Source organism: Lysinibacter cavernae (assembly GCF_011758565.1).
GTDB lineage: Bacteria > Actinomycetota > Actinomycetes > Actinomycetales > Microbacteriaceae > Lysinibacter > Lysinibacter cavernae.
Genome location: NZ_JAAMOX010000001.1, coordinates 1,201,983 through 1,217,228 on the forward strand (window position 1 = coordinate 1,201,983; position 15,246 = coordinate 1,217,228).

Genomic DNA, 15,246 nt, shown 5'->3' on the forward strand with positions numbered 1-15,246 from the left:
GCATCAGCCGCGAGTGCCCGCAAATCGATCAAAAACCTGCAAGTTTTGGTGGATTTGAGGGCACTCGACGAGGAGCGCGTGCGGATACCCGGGTCGGGCAGGTACCAGGGCGCGTGCGTCAAGGGTGCAGGAGCGCCAACGACCGCAGAAACGTTAGCGGAGTACGGATGCTGAAATGGCAGCGGAGTACGCGACCGTCAGCGGGGTACGGAGGCGGAAACGCCAGCGCCAGCATCCGCAAGAGCACCAACGATGCACCAGTGCAAGCGGAAACGCCACGGTAGAAACAGCCCCAGCGGAAGCGCAGGCGGAAGCCCTAATGGAAGCCCCTGCGAGAGCCCCAACGCCAGCGGCCTACGTCAACGTCCGCGGAACTCGTTCATACTCGAGTAGACACCCATGCGGCTGGCGACTCGGTCCCAGAGACGGACGGGAAGGACTCCCCTGAGCACCTTCGCCACGTTCACGGCCCAGGGGGTGAACTGCACTGGTTTACCCGCAAGCATTGCCCGCCAGGCGCGGTCGACCGCGTGGGCTGGAGTGATGATGGGCGTCAGCAGCATCCCTTTGGCCCCGTCAAACATGCCGGTGCTCACATAGGACGGGCAGAAAGTCGTGACGCGCACGTGGTCGTGGCGCGCCTTGGCGAGCTCAAGTCGAACCGAGTCTCCCCAAGCGAAGAGGGCCCATTTTGACGCTGCGTACACGCTCATCCGAGGATTCGACACGGTTGCCGCGGCCGAGGCCACGTTGAGGATGCGCTTGGCTCGCGACCCGTCCGCAATCATCGCGGGTAGGAATTGCCTGGTGATGTGCATGGGCGCGAGGGTATTAATTTGCATGGTCGGCACGGTTTGGCTGCGCGTATCCGTGTGCCAGAAGTAGCTGTTGCCAGCAACGATGCCAGCGTTGTTGATGAGCACGTCTGGCACCGAATGCGCGAGCGCTTCGCTAGCGGCCGCCTCTATTTGGTCGAGATCGGTCAGATCAACGACGGTGAAGCGGATGTCCGTCACCGAGGATGACCCGGACGAGCGACGCCCCAAGATCACGGCGTCGTTGACATCGCGTTCGAGCGTGGCGACGGCAGCGGCGAGCCCTGACTCGTCGCGGTCCCAGAGGGTGACCGACTGAGCGTGCTCTGCGACCGCTTTGCGAGCGTAGAGCAGCCCCATTCCTGAGGCTGCCCCGGTCACAAGGACGTTCGCGCCGCGAACCGTGTGCGACATTATTCGCTGCTGGTTAGATCGAGACGACGGGCTCGACGTCGCTCAGCGAGGAGGCAAGCACCTCGGTGAGGTTCGCGAGTGCTTCTTCGTCGGTGTTCTTCTGGGCGAGCGCAAGCTCGGAGACAAGCACCTGCTGGGCTTTTGCGAGCATGCGCTTTTCACCGGCGGATACTCCGTTGTCTTGGTCGCGACGCCACAGGTCACGCACAACCTCGCCAACGCGGAGCACGTTTCCGCTCGCCATTTTCTCCTGGTTGGCCTTGTAGCGGCGTGACCAGTTCACTGGCTCTTCAACGAAGGGCTCGCGCAGAACGTTGAACACGGCTTCGACGCCCTCTGCATCGATGATGTCGCGAACGCCGACGATCTCGGCGTTTTCGATTGGCAGCTTAATTTGGAGGTCGCTCGTATGCACATCAAGTGTCATGACCTGCATGTCTTCACCCTTGATGTTGACGGTTGAGACCTCAACGATGGTGACGGCACCGTGGTGTGGGTAAACGAGCGTTTCGCCAACGACAAACTTCATGGTTAACTGCCTTTTCTGTTGTTTTGTGGGTGGTCGCCAACGCCGCCAGTCTCTTCGAGCTGGACGCCGAGGGCGGAAGGGAGGGAGACCCGCGATGAAGCGAGCCAATCGGGAAGAAACGCGACGAGTTGCTCGGTGAGTTCTTCGTCGGAGAGGTCAAGATTGCCGCGCATCCAGGCACTGATGAGCGTCAGCGCGCCACCGGCCTCGTAGAGGGCAACCAGTTCGGCGTTAACGCCTGCTGGCACGGTCGCCTGCTCGATAATGGCACCGAGCACCCCGCGAACGTAGCGGCGGATGATGTCGTTGTAGGCGTGGCGCACCGGCGGAAGCTCGATCACGCTCGTGTAGAGCGGAAAGTTCTCGACCATATGCTCGATCAGCCGGCCGTAACCAACCCGCGCTGCCTCGAGCCCACTGGTCTCGCCAGCGTCTGCGGCGATTATGCCAGAAACACTCGACTCGAGGAGGTCGGTTCCGGATGCCGAGATCGCCGCAATCTGGGCGCGAAGGAAGCTCGTTGCCAGCTCGTCGAGTCCACCAAAATGGGTGTAGAACGAGCTACGGCTAATGCCAGCCGCCCGAACAATATCGCTCACCGAAACGGCCTGAGCTCCAGAAGACATGAGCTGCTGAACGGCGCCAAACACAAGTTGGCGGGTGCGCTCGGAGCGGGGGTCGGATGTTGCTACCTGCGAGACCCGTTGCCCCGAAGGGTGGGTTTCGCTGAGAGTAGCCATATCAACCATTGTACCACTTCCTGGACACGTGTCCAAAAAGTATTCAAGACGGGATTCAAGAAAGCTGCCACAACCAAGCGCAGCGCGATTTTCTGGTTGACCCGGCCAACGCCGAGAGCCACAGTCACACGCATCCCCGTATCCGAGGCCCAACTGCTGCCGACTCTCGAGCCAACCGAGATGTAGCTGCCATAATTGGCTATGGCCGATGCAACGATGCGTAACGCTCACCCACAGCAGTCTTCCCGCCCCGCCGTGCGCAACCTGTGGTTTGCGTTTACGCCGTACATCGCGGTTGCCGCGGTGCACCTCGGGGCCAAGCTCGCGGATTCAGCCGCAGTCGATACCTGGACAAAGCCACTGCTCATGCCGGCCCTCCTGCTCGCACTCTTACTGGCGACACCCCAGAGGCTGTCGCGGGCAACGCTGCTGGCATCGGCAGGAATTGTACTGTCGTGGCTCGGCGACATCACGCTTGGCAACTTCGTCGTCGGGCTCACGTTTTTCTTGCTGGCCCACATTGCGTACATCGTGCTGTTTGCGCAGGCCTTCCGCGGGCGCGTTGCCAAATGGACTCCCGTGTACTTCGTTTGGTTCGGGCTCCTGGTTTGGATGCTGTTGCCGCACCTCGGCGCGCTCCTCGTACCGGTCATCGCCTACGGCCTTGTCCTGGCAGCGATGGCAACGGTTGCAACGCGTGGCGGTGCGCTGCTCGCTCTTGGCGGCGGGCTCTTTGTGCTCTCCGACTCGGTGCTCGCGATCCACATGTTTTACCCAGACCCCGTCGTGCCGCAGGCGTCGTTTGTCATCATGCTCACCTACACGGCAGCACAGGGCCTCATCGCGCTGGCGGTGCTGCGATCGCAGCGTCGGTAGCTATCCGAGCGAGCGTTGCAGTTCGACAAGATGCCGAACCATGTCTTGGAGTTCCGCAACCATAGCGGCGATGGTCTCGGCAACATCCGTCTCGCCGTCGCTCAGCAGAGAGGCCTGCATCGACACGTTGAGGGCCGCAACGACCTTTCCGTCAACGTCTGCGACAGGAACGGCAACCGAGCGAAGGCCCTGTTCAAGCTCTTGGTCGATCATGGCCCAGCCCTGCCGCCCAGCGAGTTCGATGCGCTCGCGCAGCACGGCAGTATCCGTCACGGTGCGACTGGTGAGCGCTTGCGGCTCGAGGGTTTCAAAGTAGGCATCGAGTTCTTTTGGCGGAAGGGCCGCAAGCAACACACGCCCCATCGATGTGACATAGGCGGGAAAGCGAGTGCCAACCGTGATCGCCGTCGACATGATTCGTTTGGTGTGGATGCGCGCAACATAGACAATATCCGCGCCGTCGAGCACAGCCATTGAGACCGACTCGTGCAATTTGGCAGAGAGATCCTCAAGCAGCGGCTGGGCGAGCCGGGGCAGGGTCTGTCCAGACATGAACGCGTATCCGAGTTGCAGCACCAGCGGGGTGAGTTCAAACGTTCGACCGTCGGTGCGCACATACCCAAGCTCAACAAGCGTGTGCAGGAATCGCCTGGCCGCAGCCCTGTTGAGGTCGGCACGCTTGGCAACCTCGCTCAACGTCATCGACGTGTGTTCGCCGTCAAAGGCCCGGATCACGGTGAGCCCGCGCGCGAGCGACTGGACAAACTGCTCACCCGCGGCACCCGCGTTCACTGGCGTTTCATCCGGCGATTCTATAGTGCTGGCGACCTCGGCCACGGCAACTCCTGTACTCAAGCGCTGTTTCCCTACTTGGGTTGAAGTAGTGGAACCCCAACTCTTGATTGTAGTTCGGCGAAGTCGATGCCGTAGGTTTGCCGCACCGTGACACCCTCAGGCGCGATCTCAAAGATCGCAACGTCGGTGTACACGCGGGTCACGCAGGCAAGGCCGGTTGCCGGATACGTGAGCTCAGGCACAAGCTTGCTCTCGCCAGTCTTCGTGAAGAGATTCATCATCACAAAAATGTCTTTCGCGCCGGTCGCGAGGTCCATCGCGCCGCCAACGGCCGGAATAGCCTTCGGGTCGCCGGTGTGCCAGTTGGCGAGGTCTCCCCCAGCCGAGACCTGAAACGCGCCAAGCACGCACATGTCGAGGTGGCCTCCGCGCATGATGCCAAACGAATCACCGTGGTGGAAATAGGATGCGCCAGGCAGCTCAGTCACCGGGATCTTGCCAGCGTTGATGAGGTCGTCGTCAATCTCGTCGCCGACCGCAACCGGGCCCATGCCGAGCATGCCGTTTTCGGTGTGCAGCGTCACGTTCTGATCCGGCGTGAAGTAGTTTGAGACCAGGGTTGGCTGGCCAATTCCGAGGTTCACAAACGAACCTGAGGGGATGTCCGCTGCAACAATTTCGGCGAGCTGGTCGCGGGTCAGCGGCTGGCTGGCGTCTGGGGCCTGTGTGGCAAGGTCACTCATCGGTTCGAACCTTTCGTTTCGTTGCGGTCAAACGGCTGGTGCGCGGTGCTCCTGGTGGTGGCCGTGCTGCTCAGGTCCACAATGACATTCACAAAGATGCCGGGAGTCACCACAACCTCTGGGTCGATCTGGCCTGGCTCAACGACGTGCGAGACCTGCACGATGGTGTGTTTGGCCGCCGTCGCCATGATCGGGCCAAAGTTGCGGGCCGTCTTGCGATAGGTGAGGTTGCCGATGGTATCGGCGGTATCGGCCTTGATGAGCGCGTATTCGGCGTGAATAGGCGACTCAAGCACGTAGCCCTTGCCGTCAATGACGCGGGTCTCTTTACCCTCGCCAAGCAGCGTGCCGTATCCGGTCGGGGTGAAGAACCCGCCAATTCCTGCCCCGGCAGCCCGGATGCGCTCGGCGAGGTTGCCCTGAGGTACCAGCTCAAGCTCAATCTCGCCTGCGTGGAACTTGGCATCAAACTGGTGCGAGTCACTCTGGCGAGGGAACGAGCAGATGATCTTCTTGACGCGCCCTGCGCCAATGAGCGCCGCAAGACCGTGGTCGCCGTTGCCGGCGTTGTTGTTAACCACGGTGAGATCGGTTGCGCCGTGCTCAAGCAGCGCCTCGATCAGTTCAACGGGCTGGCCAGCCTTGCCAAAGCCGCCAATGAGGATGGTCGCGCCATCAGGAATCTGGGCGACTGCCTCAGCCGCGCTGGTCGTGAGAGTTGGCATGGTCGCTACTTTCCGTTTGGGTTTTCGAGTACGACGGCGAGGCCTTGGCCAACGCCGATGCAGATGGCGGCGACGCCCCAGCGGTCGCCCGAAGTTTCGAGGCGGCGCGCGAGGGTCGAGAGCAAGCGGATGCCAGAGGCACCAAGCGGGTGGCCGAGCGCAACCGCGCCGCCCCATCCGTTGACGATGTCGAGGTCGATGCCCCAGGCATCCACGCAGGCAAGCGACTGGGCTGCGAATGCCTCGTTGAGCTCAACCGCAGCAACGTCATCCCACGAGATGCCCGCGCGCTTAAGCGCCTGGTTGGCTGCCTCAACCGGGGCAAAGCCGAAGAATTGGGGCTCGTTCGCCGCCGCGCCGCGCCCTGCGATGCGGGCGAGCGGCTGCAGGCCGAGGGTGGATGCCGCGCGCTCAGATCCGACGATCGCCGCCGACGCACCGTCGCTCAGCGGCGAGGCGTTGCCAGCTGTTACCGTGCCGGTGCCGTCCTTGCGGAACACCGTCTTGAGCCCTGCGAGCACCTCAACGGTGCTCGTGGCGCGGATGCCCTCGTCGCGTTCCAGCTTGGTATCGGGAACCACGGAAACCTGGTTGTCGTAGTGGCCGGCATCCCACGCCTGCTGAGCAAGCCGATGCGAGCGGGCAGAGAATTCGTCTTGGCGTTCGCGCGTGATGCCGTACTTTTCGCGCAGCTGCTCGGTCGCCTCGCCAAGCGAGACGGTCCATTCCTTCGGCATGAGCGGGTTGACGAGGCGCCAGCCGAGCGTCGTTGACGACAGGGTAAGGTCGCCCGCATGATAGGGGCGCTCGGTTTTTGGCAGCACCCAGGGGGCGCGGCTCATCGATTCGACGCCGCCAACAACCACAACATCCGCTTCGCCGACGGCCACGTTCTTGCTCGCGAACATCGCGGCGTCGAGCGAGGAGCCGCACAGGCGATTGACGGTCGCGCCAGGGATGCTCGTTGGCAGACCCGCAAGCAGCGTCGCCATGCGAGCCACGTTGCGGTTTTCTTCTCCCGCACCGTTGGCATTGCCGAAAATTACCTCGTCGATGCCGTTGTTGTTGAGGACCTCTGGGGTGAGCCCCGGCGCACGGTCAACAATTGAGCGGACAACGTGCGCGGCGAGGTCGTCTGGGCGGGTGCCTGCGAGCGAGCCGCCAAATTTGCCAAACGGGGTGCGAACGGCGTCGTAGAGATAGGCCTGTTCCATGATGCTCCTTTGCCACCCCGGTGCGGGGTTCCGGTCAGTACTCAAACACTCGGGAACTGTTCGCATTGCGAACGCAAGTTCACCATACGGACAGCTTATTACATTTCTCGCCCGCAAGAAACCTTCTCGCGGGGCGCACTTTGCGTCGTGGGGTGCACTTTTACGCACCCCACGAGCCGAAATGCACCCCGCGAGCGAAGGCTATTGCGCTAGCGGCCAGCGACCGTGTCTGGCAGGTCTGGCTCCGCAAACACCTGCTGCGCAACCTTGAACGCCGAGTTCGCCGACGGCACGCTGCAATAGATCGCGCTCTGCAGGATGACCTCTTTGATCTCATCGCGGGTCATGCCGTTGCGGAGGGCCGCACGAACGTGCATCGCAAACTCTTCCCAGTGGCTGTGGGCGATCAGGGCGGTCAAAACCATGGCGCTTCGCGTCGTCCGAGGGAGGCCAGGTCGCGTCCAGATCGTGCCCCACGCGTAGCGGGTGATCATTTCCTGGAACTCAGCCGTCGTATCCGTGATGGATGCCGTTGCCCGGTCAACATGCGCGTCGCCAAGCACCTGGCGGCGGACCGCCATCCCCGCGTCGTACGGGTCGCCAGGGAGGCGATCCGACATGGCGTGGTCTGCGCCTTCGGTCGCGGCAGGTGTCGAGGCGGCCGAGCCCGCCACCCCCGCCGCCCGCTCAAAGTGGCGAATGAGAATCTCAGCGCAGCGGTCGGGGCGCTCGGCAGGAACCAGGTGCGCGGCATCCGCGACCCACTCAGCAGAGCCATCCTGCACGGCAGAGGCGATCGCCCAGGCATCTTCGTACGTCGTGACGCCGTCGTACTGGCCAGCAATAGCTATGAGTGGCGCCGAAATCTCGCCAAGACGATCGCGAACGTCAAACTGCGCGAGGGCCTCACAGCAGAAGACGTAGCCCTGGTCATCGGTCTCAGACAGCGAGTGCAGCAACCGACTTCCCACCTCTGGCTGCCGCTCCATAAAGTCGGGCGCAAACCAGCGCTGGCCGGAGCCGATGACCATGGTGGTAGTTCCCATCCCAGCGACGGTCTTTGCCCGCTCAAGCCAGCCCTCTTCCGTGCCAATCTTGGCGGCAGAACAGATGATTCCGAGACCGGCAAACAGGTCAGGATAATCGATACCAAGTTGCAGACCAACCGCGCCACCGAGCGAGTCGCCCGCATAGAACACTGGCTGGTCCCCCAGCTCGCCGTGCTCGCGCATCGCGGTCACGAGCGACGCAACGCCCTCGGCCAGATCGACAACGGTAAAGCGTTCTTCCGGCCGTGGACTGTGACCGTGGCCGGGCAGATCCCACCCGATAACTCGGAACGAACCGCTCAACGCCGCGGCCGCTTCTTTCCACAGCATCCGCGCGGAGGTGCCGAGTGAGGCACCAACGATCAGCACGGGAAGCGATGTGTCGGCTGCCGACTCAGAGAGCAGGGCGGCTTTCAGCACGGGAACGGTCATGAGGATTCTCTTCTCTTACGGTAAGTCGGGGTGAGTCAGGCGGGGGTGCGTGCCGCGGATGTGGGTCAGGGATGCGGGGACGCGCTGGTCAGGCGGTGCGACTGTCGGCGACTATGCGCGCAACCAGCTCGCGGGCCTGCCCAAGATAATTGGCGGGGTCGAGGAGATCGGCAAGCAACTCAGCGCTCACGATTTCGCTAGGGAAGGCATCCCGCAGCAGCTCCGCAAGATTTCCCTCAGCACGCGAGTCCGAGATGAGGGTTTTCACCTGAGCGGACGCGCCTGAGATTCCAGCCGCGGTGAGAACAGGAACCAGCACCGCAACAATGCGCTCGCTCAGCACAAGCGGGCCGCTCAGCGCAAGGTTGGCGAGCATCCGGTCTGGCCGCACAACGAGCCCCGACACGAGCTCACGAGTCACGGAGCCTGCTCCCCCGGCAAAGCGAAGCAGCTCGCGCAGCGGAGACCACTCGGCGTGCCAGCCGCCGTCGGGGCGCTCATCGCTGAAGGATGACGAGGCCGAGAAGACCTGGCCGAGCGCGCCGGGCGCAGCAATCGCGGCGCTGCGCAGTATGACGGAAAGCACAGGATTCTGCTTCTGCGGCATCGCGGAAGAAACCCCACGCCCCTCGGCAAGAGGCTCAGAAAGCTCGCCGAGCTCAGGGCGGGTCATGAGCGCGACATCGTTGCCAATCTTGCCAAAGGCCGCAACCGCCTCAGCGAGGGCGGCCGCAACCGTCATGATGGGCGAACGCGAAACCTGCCACGGTGCGATTGGCGAGGCGAGCCCAAGGGCCGCCGCGAGTTCGTCAGTGAGCAACTGCGCGCTGTCCCCCGCAAGCTCAGTAAGAGCCGCGACCGTACCGGCCGCGCCGCCCCACTGGAGCGGCAGCATGGCAAGCGCAGCGCGCAGCGCGCGACGGGCGGCGGTGACGCCGGCAAGCCACTGCGCGGCTTTCAAGCCGAAGGTCGTTGGCAGTGAATGCTGGCCAAGAGTACGAGCGACCATGATGGTCTCGGAATGCTGAGCGGCAATCGCGGCCAGCGCCTCAGCCGCCACAGCGGAATCGTCAAGCAGCGCGGTGAGCACGTCACGGCAAACAAGCATGAGCGCGGTATCAACAATGTCTTGGCTCGTTGCCGCCGCATGGATGCGTGCAGCCGCCGCCGGGGACGTTTCCGCCACCCGGCGGCGCAACTGGCCAAGCGTTGGGATCAGCGGATTCCCGCCTCCCTGAGCATCACGCGCGATCTGGTCAAGGTCGTAGAGGTCGGCATTCGCCGCCTCCTCGACCACGGCGATGAACGCTGGATCGGCGAGGCCGTTTGCGGCCAGCACGCCCATCCATTCGCTCTCCACCGTCAGCATGGCCTGAACGATGCTTCGGTCGCTGCTCAACCGCGCGGCGGCCGAGTCAACCCAGAGTGGGCTCAGTAGCCCCTGATCGTAATTCGTGTGAGTGCTCATTGGGTGTTCAGTTTACGAGACGCCGGCACCTACGAGAAGTCCAAGAAAACGGTCTCGTTTTCGCCCTGCAACCGGATGTTCCAGAGCAGGCTGCCGTCTTCTTCGCGCTCGGCGATGAGGGTCGCGCGGCGATCCGCAGGCAGCGAGTTGAGGAGGGCATCCTTGGCAAGCGCCTCGGTGTCTTCTGGCAGGTACACACGGGTGTGCAGCTTATTCAGGAGACCGCGGGCAAAGACCACCACCGCGATGAACGGCGCTTTTTCCTCGATCGAGCCAGGGTTCACCGTCGTGAAGGTGAAATGCCCGTCGTCGTCAACGGCGGCGCGGCCCCACCCGGTAAAGGTGTAGCCGTCGCGTTTGAGCGAGCCGGTCTTCTGCGAGATGACGCCGTGCTCGTCTGCCTGCCAGATTTCGAGCAGGCAGTCGGGAATGGGGTCGCCGTTGCCGTCGGTGACAGTTCCGTGCACGCGCATCGAGCGGGGCGAGCCGGGAACCACAAGCTCCGAGTCCTTCGGATACGGCAGCGCGTAACCGTAGAACGGGCCGACGGTTTGTCCGGGCGTTGGGGTGAGCTTGCTCATTCGTCTTCCTCGTCTTCCATCCAGGTGCGGTTACTGCCAGAGAGCACGATGTCCCAGTTGTAGCCGGTTGCCCATTCGTGCTCGGTCACGTTGTGATCGTAGGTTGCGACCAGGCGGTCGCGGGCCTTCTGATCGGTAATCGACTGGTAGATCGGGTCGAGCGCAAACAGCGGGTCGCCGGGGAAATACATCTGCGTAATCATTCGCTGGGTGAAGTCGGTACCAAACAGCGAGAAGTGGATGTGCGCTGGGCGCCACGCGTTGTGGTGGTTCTTCCACGGGTATGGGCCAGGCTTGATGGTCTGGAACCGGTAGTTGCCGTTGTCGTCGGTCAGCATCCGGCCAACGCCAGTGAAGTTGGGGTCAATTGGGGCCGGGTGCTGGTCGCGCTTGTGGATGTAGCGACCGGCCGCGTTGGCCTGCCAGACCTCAACGAGCTGGTTGCGCACCGGGCGTCCGTCACCGTCGAGGATGCGGCCAGTGACGATGATCCGCTCGCCAAGTGGCTCGCCGTTGTGCTGGATCGTCAGGTCGCTCTCGAGTTTGTGCACGTCGCGGTGCCCGAAGGCGGGTGACCAGAGTTCGATGGTTTCTGGGTCGGTGTGACGAAGATCCTTCGTTGGGTGGCGGAGGATCGAGCTTCGGTACGGCTCAAAATCGATGCGAGGCATGATTTCTTCCGCGCTCGGGTCGGCTGCCTTTGCCTGCTCGTATGCCTCGTGGATGACCCGCATCTCTTCGTTGATCTCGGCCTGGTTATTGGCGGCCGCGTCGGACGAAACGACTTTGCGGGGGGCTTGCTTCTCAGTCATCTGCATTCCTTTCTTGTTCACTGCATCTATTTGCGAGTTTCTGTCGTAAAAACTCAAATCGTGCGCAGAAACTCGCAAATAGATGCAGGTTTGTGCGCTCGGGCGGGGCTTGCGACGCCGCTAGGCGTTTGGCCAGCCCGTGTATCCCTCTGCGAGGTAGGTTTGGCCGGCGCGCGACGAGACGAGGGTCTCAAGCTCGGCGAGCTGGCGGCGGGAGTCGAATGCGCTCGCCTGCGGCATGTTGTGCAGCAGGGTCGTCATCATGTACGAGAAGTGTTGGCTCTTCCACACGCGTCCGAGGGCACGTTCGCTGTAACCGTCAAGCAGCTTCTCGGAACCGTTCGCGTAGAACTCGGTGAGTGCGGTGTGCAGCACGCGCATGTCGTTGAGGGCAAGGTTGAGGCCCTTCGCGCCGGTCGGCGGAACCGTGTGGGCCGCGTCCCCCGCAAGGAACATCTTGCCGTAGCGCATTGGCTCGCACACGTAGCTACGGAACGGCAGCACGATCTTGTCGGTGACTGGCCCCTCCTTCAGCTCAAACCCGTCGGGGCCGGCAACGCGAGCCTGCAGCTCGTCCCAGATGCGGGCCTCGCTCCAGTCTTCCGGCTTCTCGGTCGGGTCGCACTGGAAGTACATGCGCTGCACTGTCTCGGTGCGCTGGCTGATGAGCGCAAACCCACGCTCGGAACGGGCGTAGATGAGTTCTGGCGCGCTCATTGGGGCCTCAGCGAGGATGCCGAACCAGGCGAAGGGGTATTCGCGGAAGTTGTCGGCGCGGGTTCCCTCGGGAATCAGCTTGCGGCACATGCTGCGCGAGCCATCGGCACCGATGACAAAGTCGCAGTCAATCTCGTACTCAACGCCGTCTTCGCCGGTGAATTGGATGCGCGGGTCGTCGCCCGTAATCCCTGTCACGCCGGTCTCGCTCACGCTGTAGCGAACGTCGCCGCCGTCACGGTCCCTGGCTGCCGCGAGGTCTTTGAATACCTCCGTCTGCGGGTACAGCCAGACCGATTCGCCAACAAGATCGCGGAAATCGATGCGGTGCCCCTCACCGTTGAAGCGAAGCTCGATACCCTCGTGCTCGTAGCCCTCGTCGATGACACGATTGGAGACGCCAGACTCGACGAGCATCTTCACTGAGCCATGTTCGAGGATGCCGGCGCGAATCGTTTCTTCGATCTCGCGGCGGCTGCGTTTTTCGATCACGATCGAGTCGATGCCTGATTGTGCGAGCAGGTGCGAAAGCATGAGCCCTGCTGGGCCTGCCCCAACAATGCCAACCTGAGTTTTCAGCAATTCACGCTGAGCCATGTCGTCTCATCCTCCTTGATAAGTCACACGTATCTACGTGGTGCTTGAGATTTGGTTCAGTTTGCCACGGGTGCAGGCGCTAACCAGCACGCCTTTCCATTGATTGATAATTGCGGGGATTTGTGGCCGCCTCGTGCGCGTAAGCCTCGCGCCGCTGGGGATCACGAAAGCCGAGCTCCCGCGAAATTCCGCGGGCCGCGATAAGCAGGGCTGGCACCGCGAGGTTTACTTCGGCAGGGTCTCGTGGCACAACAACGCTAAGCGCTGCGACGGAGAACTTGCTCTTGTCCCAAATGGGAACGGCGATGCCGGACGTATTGGCGTGCAGCATCCCGTCGACGACCGCGTAGCCGTTGCGCCGAATCTGTTCGAGGCGCCCGCGGAGGTCTGGCACGAGCATTGCATTGGCCCGAAGAAACACTTCTTGAGCGGCCGGAGGGGCGAACGCCATGATGACAAGGCCGGCGGATGAGATGTGGGCGGGGAGGCGCCCGGCAACCGTGACCGCGTTGTCAACAGACCCTCGCCGCGAGAAGCATTCGAGGAAGAGGACGTCGCCGTCTTCGAGGATGCCAAGCTGCGTGTGTTGCTTGACGACGCTGTGCACGTCCTCCATATAGGGGCGCGCAACCGTGCGCAGCTCGCGGGCGACTGACCCGCGGTTGACGATTTCCCAGAGCCGAAGCCCGAGGCGCACCCGGCCGTCGGCATCCTTGTGCACCCAGCCGATATCGACGAGGTCACGAACGATTCGGTGTGTTGTGGCGATGGGCAGGTGGGTGACCTCGGCGAGGCCACTGACGGTGAGGCCTGGATGATCGTCGTCGAGGGCCGCAACCACTCGCGCCACCCGGCTGATCATGGACTCGCCAGACGCTGAATTCGCCATGCCACATTCCTTCCGCGCGACCGACTTCTCTTCACCGGTCATCCCTATTCAAACTCACAGGGGTGTGGACCCAAGCAGTGGTGACCGCACACCCGTTCGCATAACGAACACTTGTCCGCTAATTATTGCTCGTTTCTCGTGCCATGTCGAGGGGACTGCCCGCAATGACTCAGAACCAGCCGGAACAGACCTAGTCGAGCGAGGTCGTCAGGCTCGGTTCGGCAAGATACTCCTCGTCGAGCAATTTAAGGCCCGGGGCCCCATCGATAACGCGCAGCAGGAGGGACTGCAACTGACCCACCTCATCCTCGGTCAGCCCGGACTGCAAGACCCGTTCGCGCTCAAGCGCTATGGGAACCATTGCATTGTGCACCTCAACCCCCTGAGCGGTCAGGTACATTCGTCGGGCACCACCCTCAATGAGAATACGAATGAGGTTGCGCTCAAGTAGCACCGTGGTGCTGCGCGAGGCAATTGACTTATTCACCTCAAGAACGGCCGTCACCTCGGACGCAGAGATACCCGGGTGGTTACTGAGCGCACTGAGAATGCGCCACTCGTTTGTGCCGAGACCAAAATGATGACGAAAGACCTTTGAGCCACCCCAGAGCAGGTAATTGGAAACCAGCGAGACAAGGGCCGGCGTGTAGTGATCCCTGTTGATGGTGTGATCGAGCCGACTGCGCATCACTTCGTCAGATTCATCGATACTCACTCTTCAACCTCACCTCCCGTCGCGCCCGTCATGCCTGACGCCTGAGCAGCGAGACTTAACGCCTTCCCCAACTGTAGGGCAGCCCTTGCGCCAACACCGGATTTCGCGAGTCATATTTCTTGAATTGCCCCGAGCTGGCATCCATCTTGTTTATGTTGGATTATTCATGTAGTTTACCTATCAACTGGTAGTGATCACCATACGAACTTCTGTTCGGGAGAGCACACAAGCCGCAAAACGAAGGAGTTTTGAGCCGCAATGACGCCGCAGACCCAACCGCGCACAGCGCCATCCAGCCTCGTGTTCCGACACACGGAGGACCGATGACAACCGCCCAACAGACACGGGTACGCGCCCGGCCGAAACGCAACGAGCCACTCCTCTTTGGGGCCGCCGGAATCCTCACGCTGCTCATCTTGCTGCAGACCATTCCAACCATAGGCATCGTGAACCCCAAGTTCTTTCCGCCGCTCAGCGAGATTCTGCAAGCCCTCATGGTGCAGTTCTCGCGCCCAGAATTCTGGTCGGCCTTCGGCTCAACCATTCTTGGCTGGCTGCTTGGCCTCGCCATCGCAACCGCGCTCGGAGTCATCCTCGGCATCCTGCTCGCAAGCGTGCCAGTGCTCGGAAAGCTTATGCACTCGACCATCGAGTTCCTTCGCCCGATTCCGTCAGTCGCGCTCGTGCCGCTCGCCGTGCTGCTGTTCGGAACGACAATGAACGCGACGCTCCTGCTCGTGATCTACGCAAGCCTCTGGCAGGTGCTCTTCCAGGTCATGTACGGAGTCAAAGATGTTGACCCCGTCGCCATTGACACGGCAAAGAGTTACCGCCTGAGCACCTGGACAACCATTCGCCGCGTCATTTGGCCAAGCATCACGCCCTACGTCATCATTGGCGTTCGGCTTGCCGCAGCAGTTGCGCTTGTCCTCGAAATCACCGGAGAACTCGTCATCGGCTCCCCCGGCATCGGCAAACTCATCGTGACGGCGCAGTCTTCTGGCGCAACGGCATCGATGTACTCCCTCGTTCTCATCGCGGCACTTTTGGGCGTCGTCGTGAATATCGGGGCACGCACCGCCGAACAGAAACTCCTGTTCTGGCACGCCTCGATACGAACGGAGGCGCACTAATC

General features: G+C 62.2%; 16 protein-coding genes. 2 read left to right on the forward strand and 14 right to left on the reverse strand.

Features of this window, described 5'->3' with window-relative positions; genetic code table 11:
• Nucleotides 1-359: 359 nt before the first annotated feature.
• The 3 genes from FHX76_RS05375 to FHX76_RS05385 are packed head-to-tail and all read right to left on the reverse strand — an operon-like array spanning nucleotide 360 to nucleotide 2,498.
• Nucleotides 360-1,229, reverse strand: coding sequence for an SDR family NAD(P)-dependent oxidoreductase (locus FHX76_RS05375; RefSeq protein WP_167148640.1), 870 nt, complete (start codon nucleotides 1,227-1,229; stop codon nucleotides 360-362).
• A 13-nt stretch (nucleotides 1,230-1,242) separates the two neighbouring features.
• Entirely contained in the window at nucleotides 1,243-1,758 is a 516-nt protein-coding gene (locus FHX76_RS05380; RefSeq protein WP_167148642.1) for a CarD family transcriptional regulator, read from the reverse strand.
• Between the two features lie 2 nt (nucleotides 1,759-1,760).
• Complete coding sequence (locus tag FHX76_RS05385) at nucleotides 1,761-2,498, reverse strand: TetR/AcrR family transcriptional regulator (protein WP_167148643.1); 738 nt, start codon at nucleotides 2,496-2,498, stop codon at nucleotides 1,761-1,763.
• A 201-nt stretch (nucleotides 2,499-2,699) separates the two neighbouring features.
• Here FHX76_RS05385 and FHX76_RS05390 point away from each other — a divergent pair, with 201 nt between their 5' ends.
• Nucleotides 2,700-3,374, forward strand: a complete 675-nt coding sequence (locus tag FHX76_RS05390) for a lysoplasmalogenase (RefSeq protein ID WP_167148646.1) — start codon at nucleotides 2,700-2,702, stop codon at nucleotides 3,372-3,374.
• On the opposite strand, the gene FHX76_RS05395 is transcribed toward FHX76_RS05390, so the two are convergent.
• The 11 genes from FHX76_RS05395 to FHX76_RS05445 all read right to left on the reverse strand — a co-directional run bounded on the left by FHX76_RS05395 (nucleotide 3,375) and on the right by FHX76_RS05445 (nucleotide 14,111).
• Complete coding sequence (locus tag FHX76_RS05395) at nucleotides 3,375-4,190, reverse strand: IclR family transcriptional regulator domain-containing protein (RefSeq protein ID WP_386762674.1); 816 nt, start codon at nucleotides 4,188-4,190, stop codon at nucleotides 3,375-3,377.
• A gap of 50 nt (nucleotides 4,191-4,240) precedes the next feature.
• The gene (locus FHX76_RS05400) at nucleotides 4,241-4,912 is read right to left on the reverse strand and encodes a 3-oxoacid CoA-transferase subunit B (RefSeq protein ID WP_167148648.1); all 672 of its coding nucleotides are present in this window, start codon (nucleotides 4,910-4,912) and stop codon (nucleotides 4,241-4,243) included.
• Nucleotides 4,909-5,637, reverse strand: coding sequence for a 3-oxoacid CoA-transferase subunit A (locus FHX76_RS05405; RefSeq protein WP_167148650.1), 729 nt, complete (start codon nucleotides 5,635-5,637; stop codon nucleotides 4,909-4,911). The genes FHX76_RS05400 and FHX76_RS05405 overlap by 4 nt, the downstream gene beginning before the upstream one ends.
• A 5-nt stretch (nucleotides 5,638-5,642) precedes the next feature.
• Nucleotides 5,643-6,851, reverse strand: a complete 1,209-nt coding sequence (locus tag FHX76_RS05410) for a thiolase family protein (protein WP_167148652.1) — start codon at nucleotides 6,849-6,851, stop codon at nucleotides 5,643-5,645.
• Between the two features lie 209 nt (nucleotides 6,852-7,060).
• On the reverse strand, nucleotides 7,061-8,332 hold the full coding sequence (gene pcaDC / locus FHX76_RS16875; protein ID WP_167148654.1) for a bifunctional 3-oxoadipate enol-lactonase/4-carboxymuconolactone decarboxylase PcaDC: 1,272 nt from the start codon (nucleotides 8,330-8,332) through the stop codon (nucleotides 7,061-7,063).
• Nucleotides 8,333-8,420: 88 nt separating this feature from the next.
• A complete protein-coding gene (locus FHX76_RS05420; RefSeq protein WP_167148656.1) occupies nucleotides 8,421-9,800 on the reverse strand; it encodes a lyase family protein in 1,380 nt (459 codons plus the stop codon).
• A gap of 29 nt (nucleotides 9,801-9,829) precedes the next feature.
• Entirely contained in the window at nucleotides 9,830-10,381 is a 552-nt protein-coding gene (gene pcaG, locus FHX76_RS05425; RefSeq protein WP_167148658.1) for a protocatechuate 3,4-dioxygenase subunit alpha, read from the reverse strand.
• A complete protein-coding gene (pcaH, locus tag FHX76_RS05430) occupies nucleotides 10,378-11,193 on the reverse strand; it encodes a protocatechuate 3,4-dioxygenase subunit beta (protein ID WP_167148660.1) in 816 nt (271 codons plus the stop codon). The genes pcaG and pcaH overlap by 4 nt, the downstream gene beginning before the upstream one ends.
• A 120-nt stretch (nucleotides 11,194-11,313) precedes the next feature.
• Nucleotides 11,314-12,507 (reverse strand): 4-hydroxybenzoate 3-monooxygenase, encoded by a 1,194-nt coding sequence (locus tag FHX76_RS05435; protein WP_167148662.1) that lies wholly within the window; start codon nucleotides 12,505-12,507, stop codon nucleotides 11,314-11,316.
• A 79-nt stretch (nucleotides 12,508-12,586) separates the two neighbouring features.
• Nucleotides 12,587-13,396: an IclR family transcriptional regulator gene (locus tag FHX76_RS05440; RefSeq protein WP_167148664.1), complete on the reverse strand. Its 810-nt coding sequence runs from the start codon at nucleotides 13,394-13,396 to the stop codon at nucleotides 12,587-12,589.
• A gap of 190 nt (nucleotides 13,397-13,586) precedes the next feature.
• A complete protein-coding gene (locus tag FHX76_RS05445) occupies nucleotides 13,587-14,111 on the reverse strand; it encodes a MarR family transcriptional regulator (protein ID WP_167148666.1) in 525 nt (174 codons plus the stop codon).
• 323 nt (nucleotides 14,112-14,434) lie between these two features.
• On the opposite strand from FHX76_RS05445, the gene FHX76_RS05450 reads away from it, so the two are divergent.
• The gene (locus FHX76_RS05450; RefSeq protein WP_167148668.1) at nucleotides 14,435-15,244 is read left to right on the forward strand and encodes an ABC transporter permease; all 810 of its coding nucleotides are present in this window, start codon (nucleotides 14,435-14,437) and stop codon (nucleotides 15,242-15,244) included.
• Nucleotides 15,245-15,246 lie beyond the last annotated feature (2 nt).

Bases quoted from the DNA above. Each gene is read 5' to 3' on its own strand.
- FHX76_RS05400 (WP_167148648.1), bottom strand. From the start codon at position 4,912: ATGAGTGACCTTGCCACACAGGCCCCAGACGCCAGCCAGCCGCTGACC.
- pcaDC (WP_167148654.1), bottom strand. From the start codon at position 8,332: ATGACCGTTCCCGTGCTGAAAGCCGCCCTGCTCTCTGAGTCGGCAGCC.
- pcaG (WP_167148658.1), bottom strand. From the start codon at position 10,381: ATGAGCAAGCTCACCCCAACGCCCGGACAAACCGTCGGCCCGTTCTAC.
- FHX76_RS05435 (WP_167148662.1), bottom strand. From the start codon at position 12,507: ATGGCTCAGCGTGAATTGCTGAAAACTCAGGTTGGCATTGTTGGGGCA.
- pcaH (WP_167148660.1), bottom strand. From the start codon at position 11,193: ATGACTGAGAAGCAAGCCCCCCGCAAAGTCGTTTCGTCCGACGCGGCC.
- FHX76_RS05410 (WP_167148652.1), bottom strand. From the start codon at position 6,851: ATGGAACAGGCCTATCTCTACGACGCCGTTCGCACCCCGTTTGGCAAA.
- FHX76_RS05385 (WP_167148643.1), bottom strand. From the start codon at position 2,498: ATGGCTACTCTCAGCGAAACCCACCCTTCGGGGCAACGGGTCTCGCAG.
- FHX76_RS05390 (WP_167148646.1), top strand. From the start codon at position 2,700: ATGGCCGATGCAACGATGCGTAACGCTCACCCACAGCAGTCTTCCCGC.
- FHX76_RS05440 (WP_167148664.1), bottom strand. From the start codon at position 13,396: ATGGCGAATTCAGCGTCTGGCGAGTCCATGATCAGCCGGGTGGCGCGA.
- FHX76_RS05420 (WP_167148656.1), bottom strand. From the start codon at position 9,800: ATGAGCACTCACACGAATTACGATCAGGGGCTACTGAGCCCACTCTGG.
- FHX76_RS05375 (WP_167148640.1), bottom strand. From the start codon at position 1,229: ATGTCGCACACGGTTCGCGGCGCGAACGTCCTTGTGACCGGGGCAGCC.
- FHX76_RS05450 (WP_167148668.1), top strand. From the start codon at position 14,435: ATGACAACCGCCCAACAGACACGGGTACGCGCCCGGCCGAAACGCAAC.
- FHX76_RS05405 (WP_167148650.1), bottom strand. From the start codon at position 5,637: ATGCCAACTCTCACGACCAGCGCGGCTGAGGCAGTCGCCCAGATTCCT.
- FHX76_RS05380 (WP_167148642.1), bottom strand. From the start codon at position 1,758: ATGAAGTTTGTCGTTGGCGAAACGCTCGTTTACCCACACCACGGTGCC.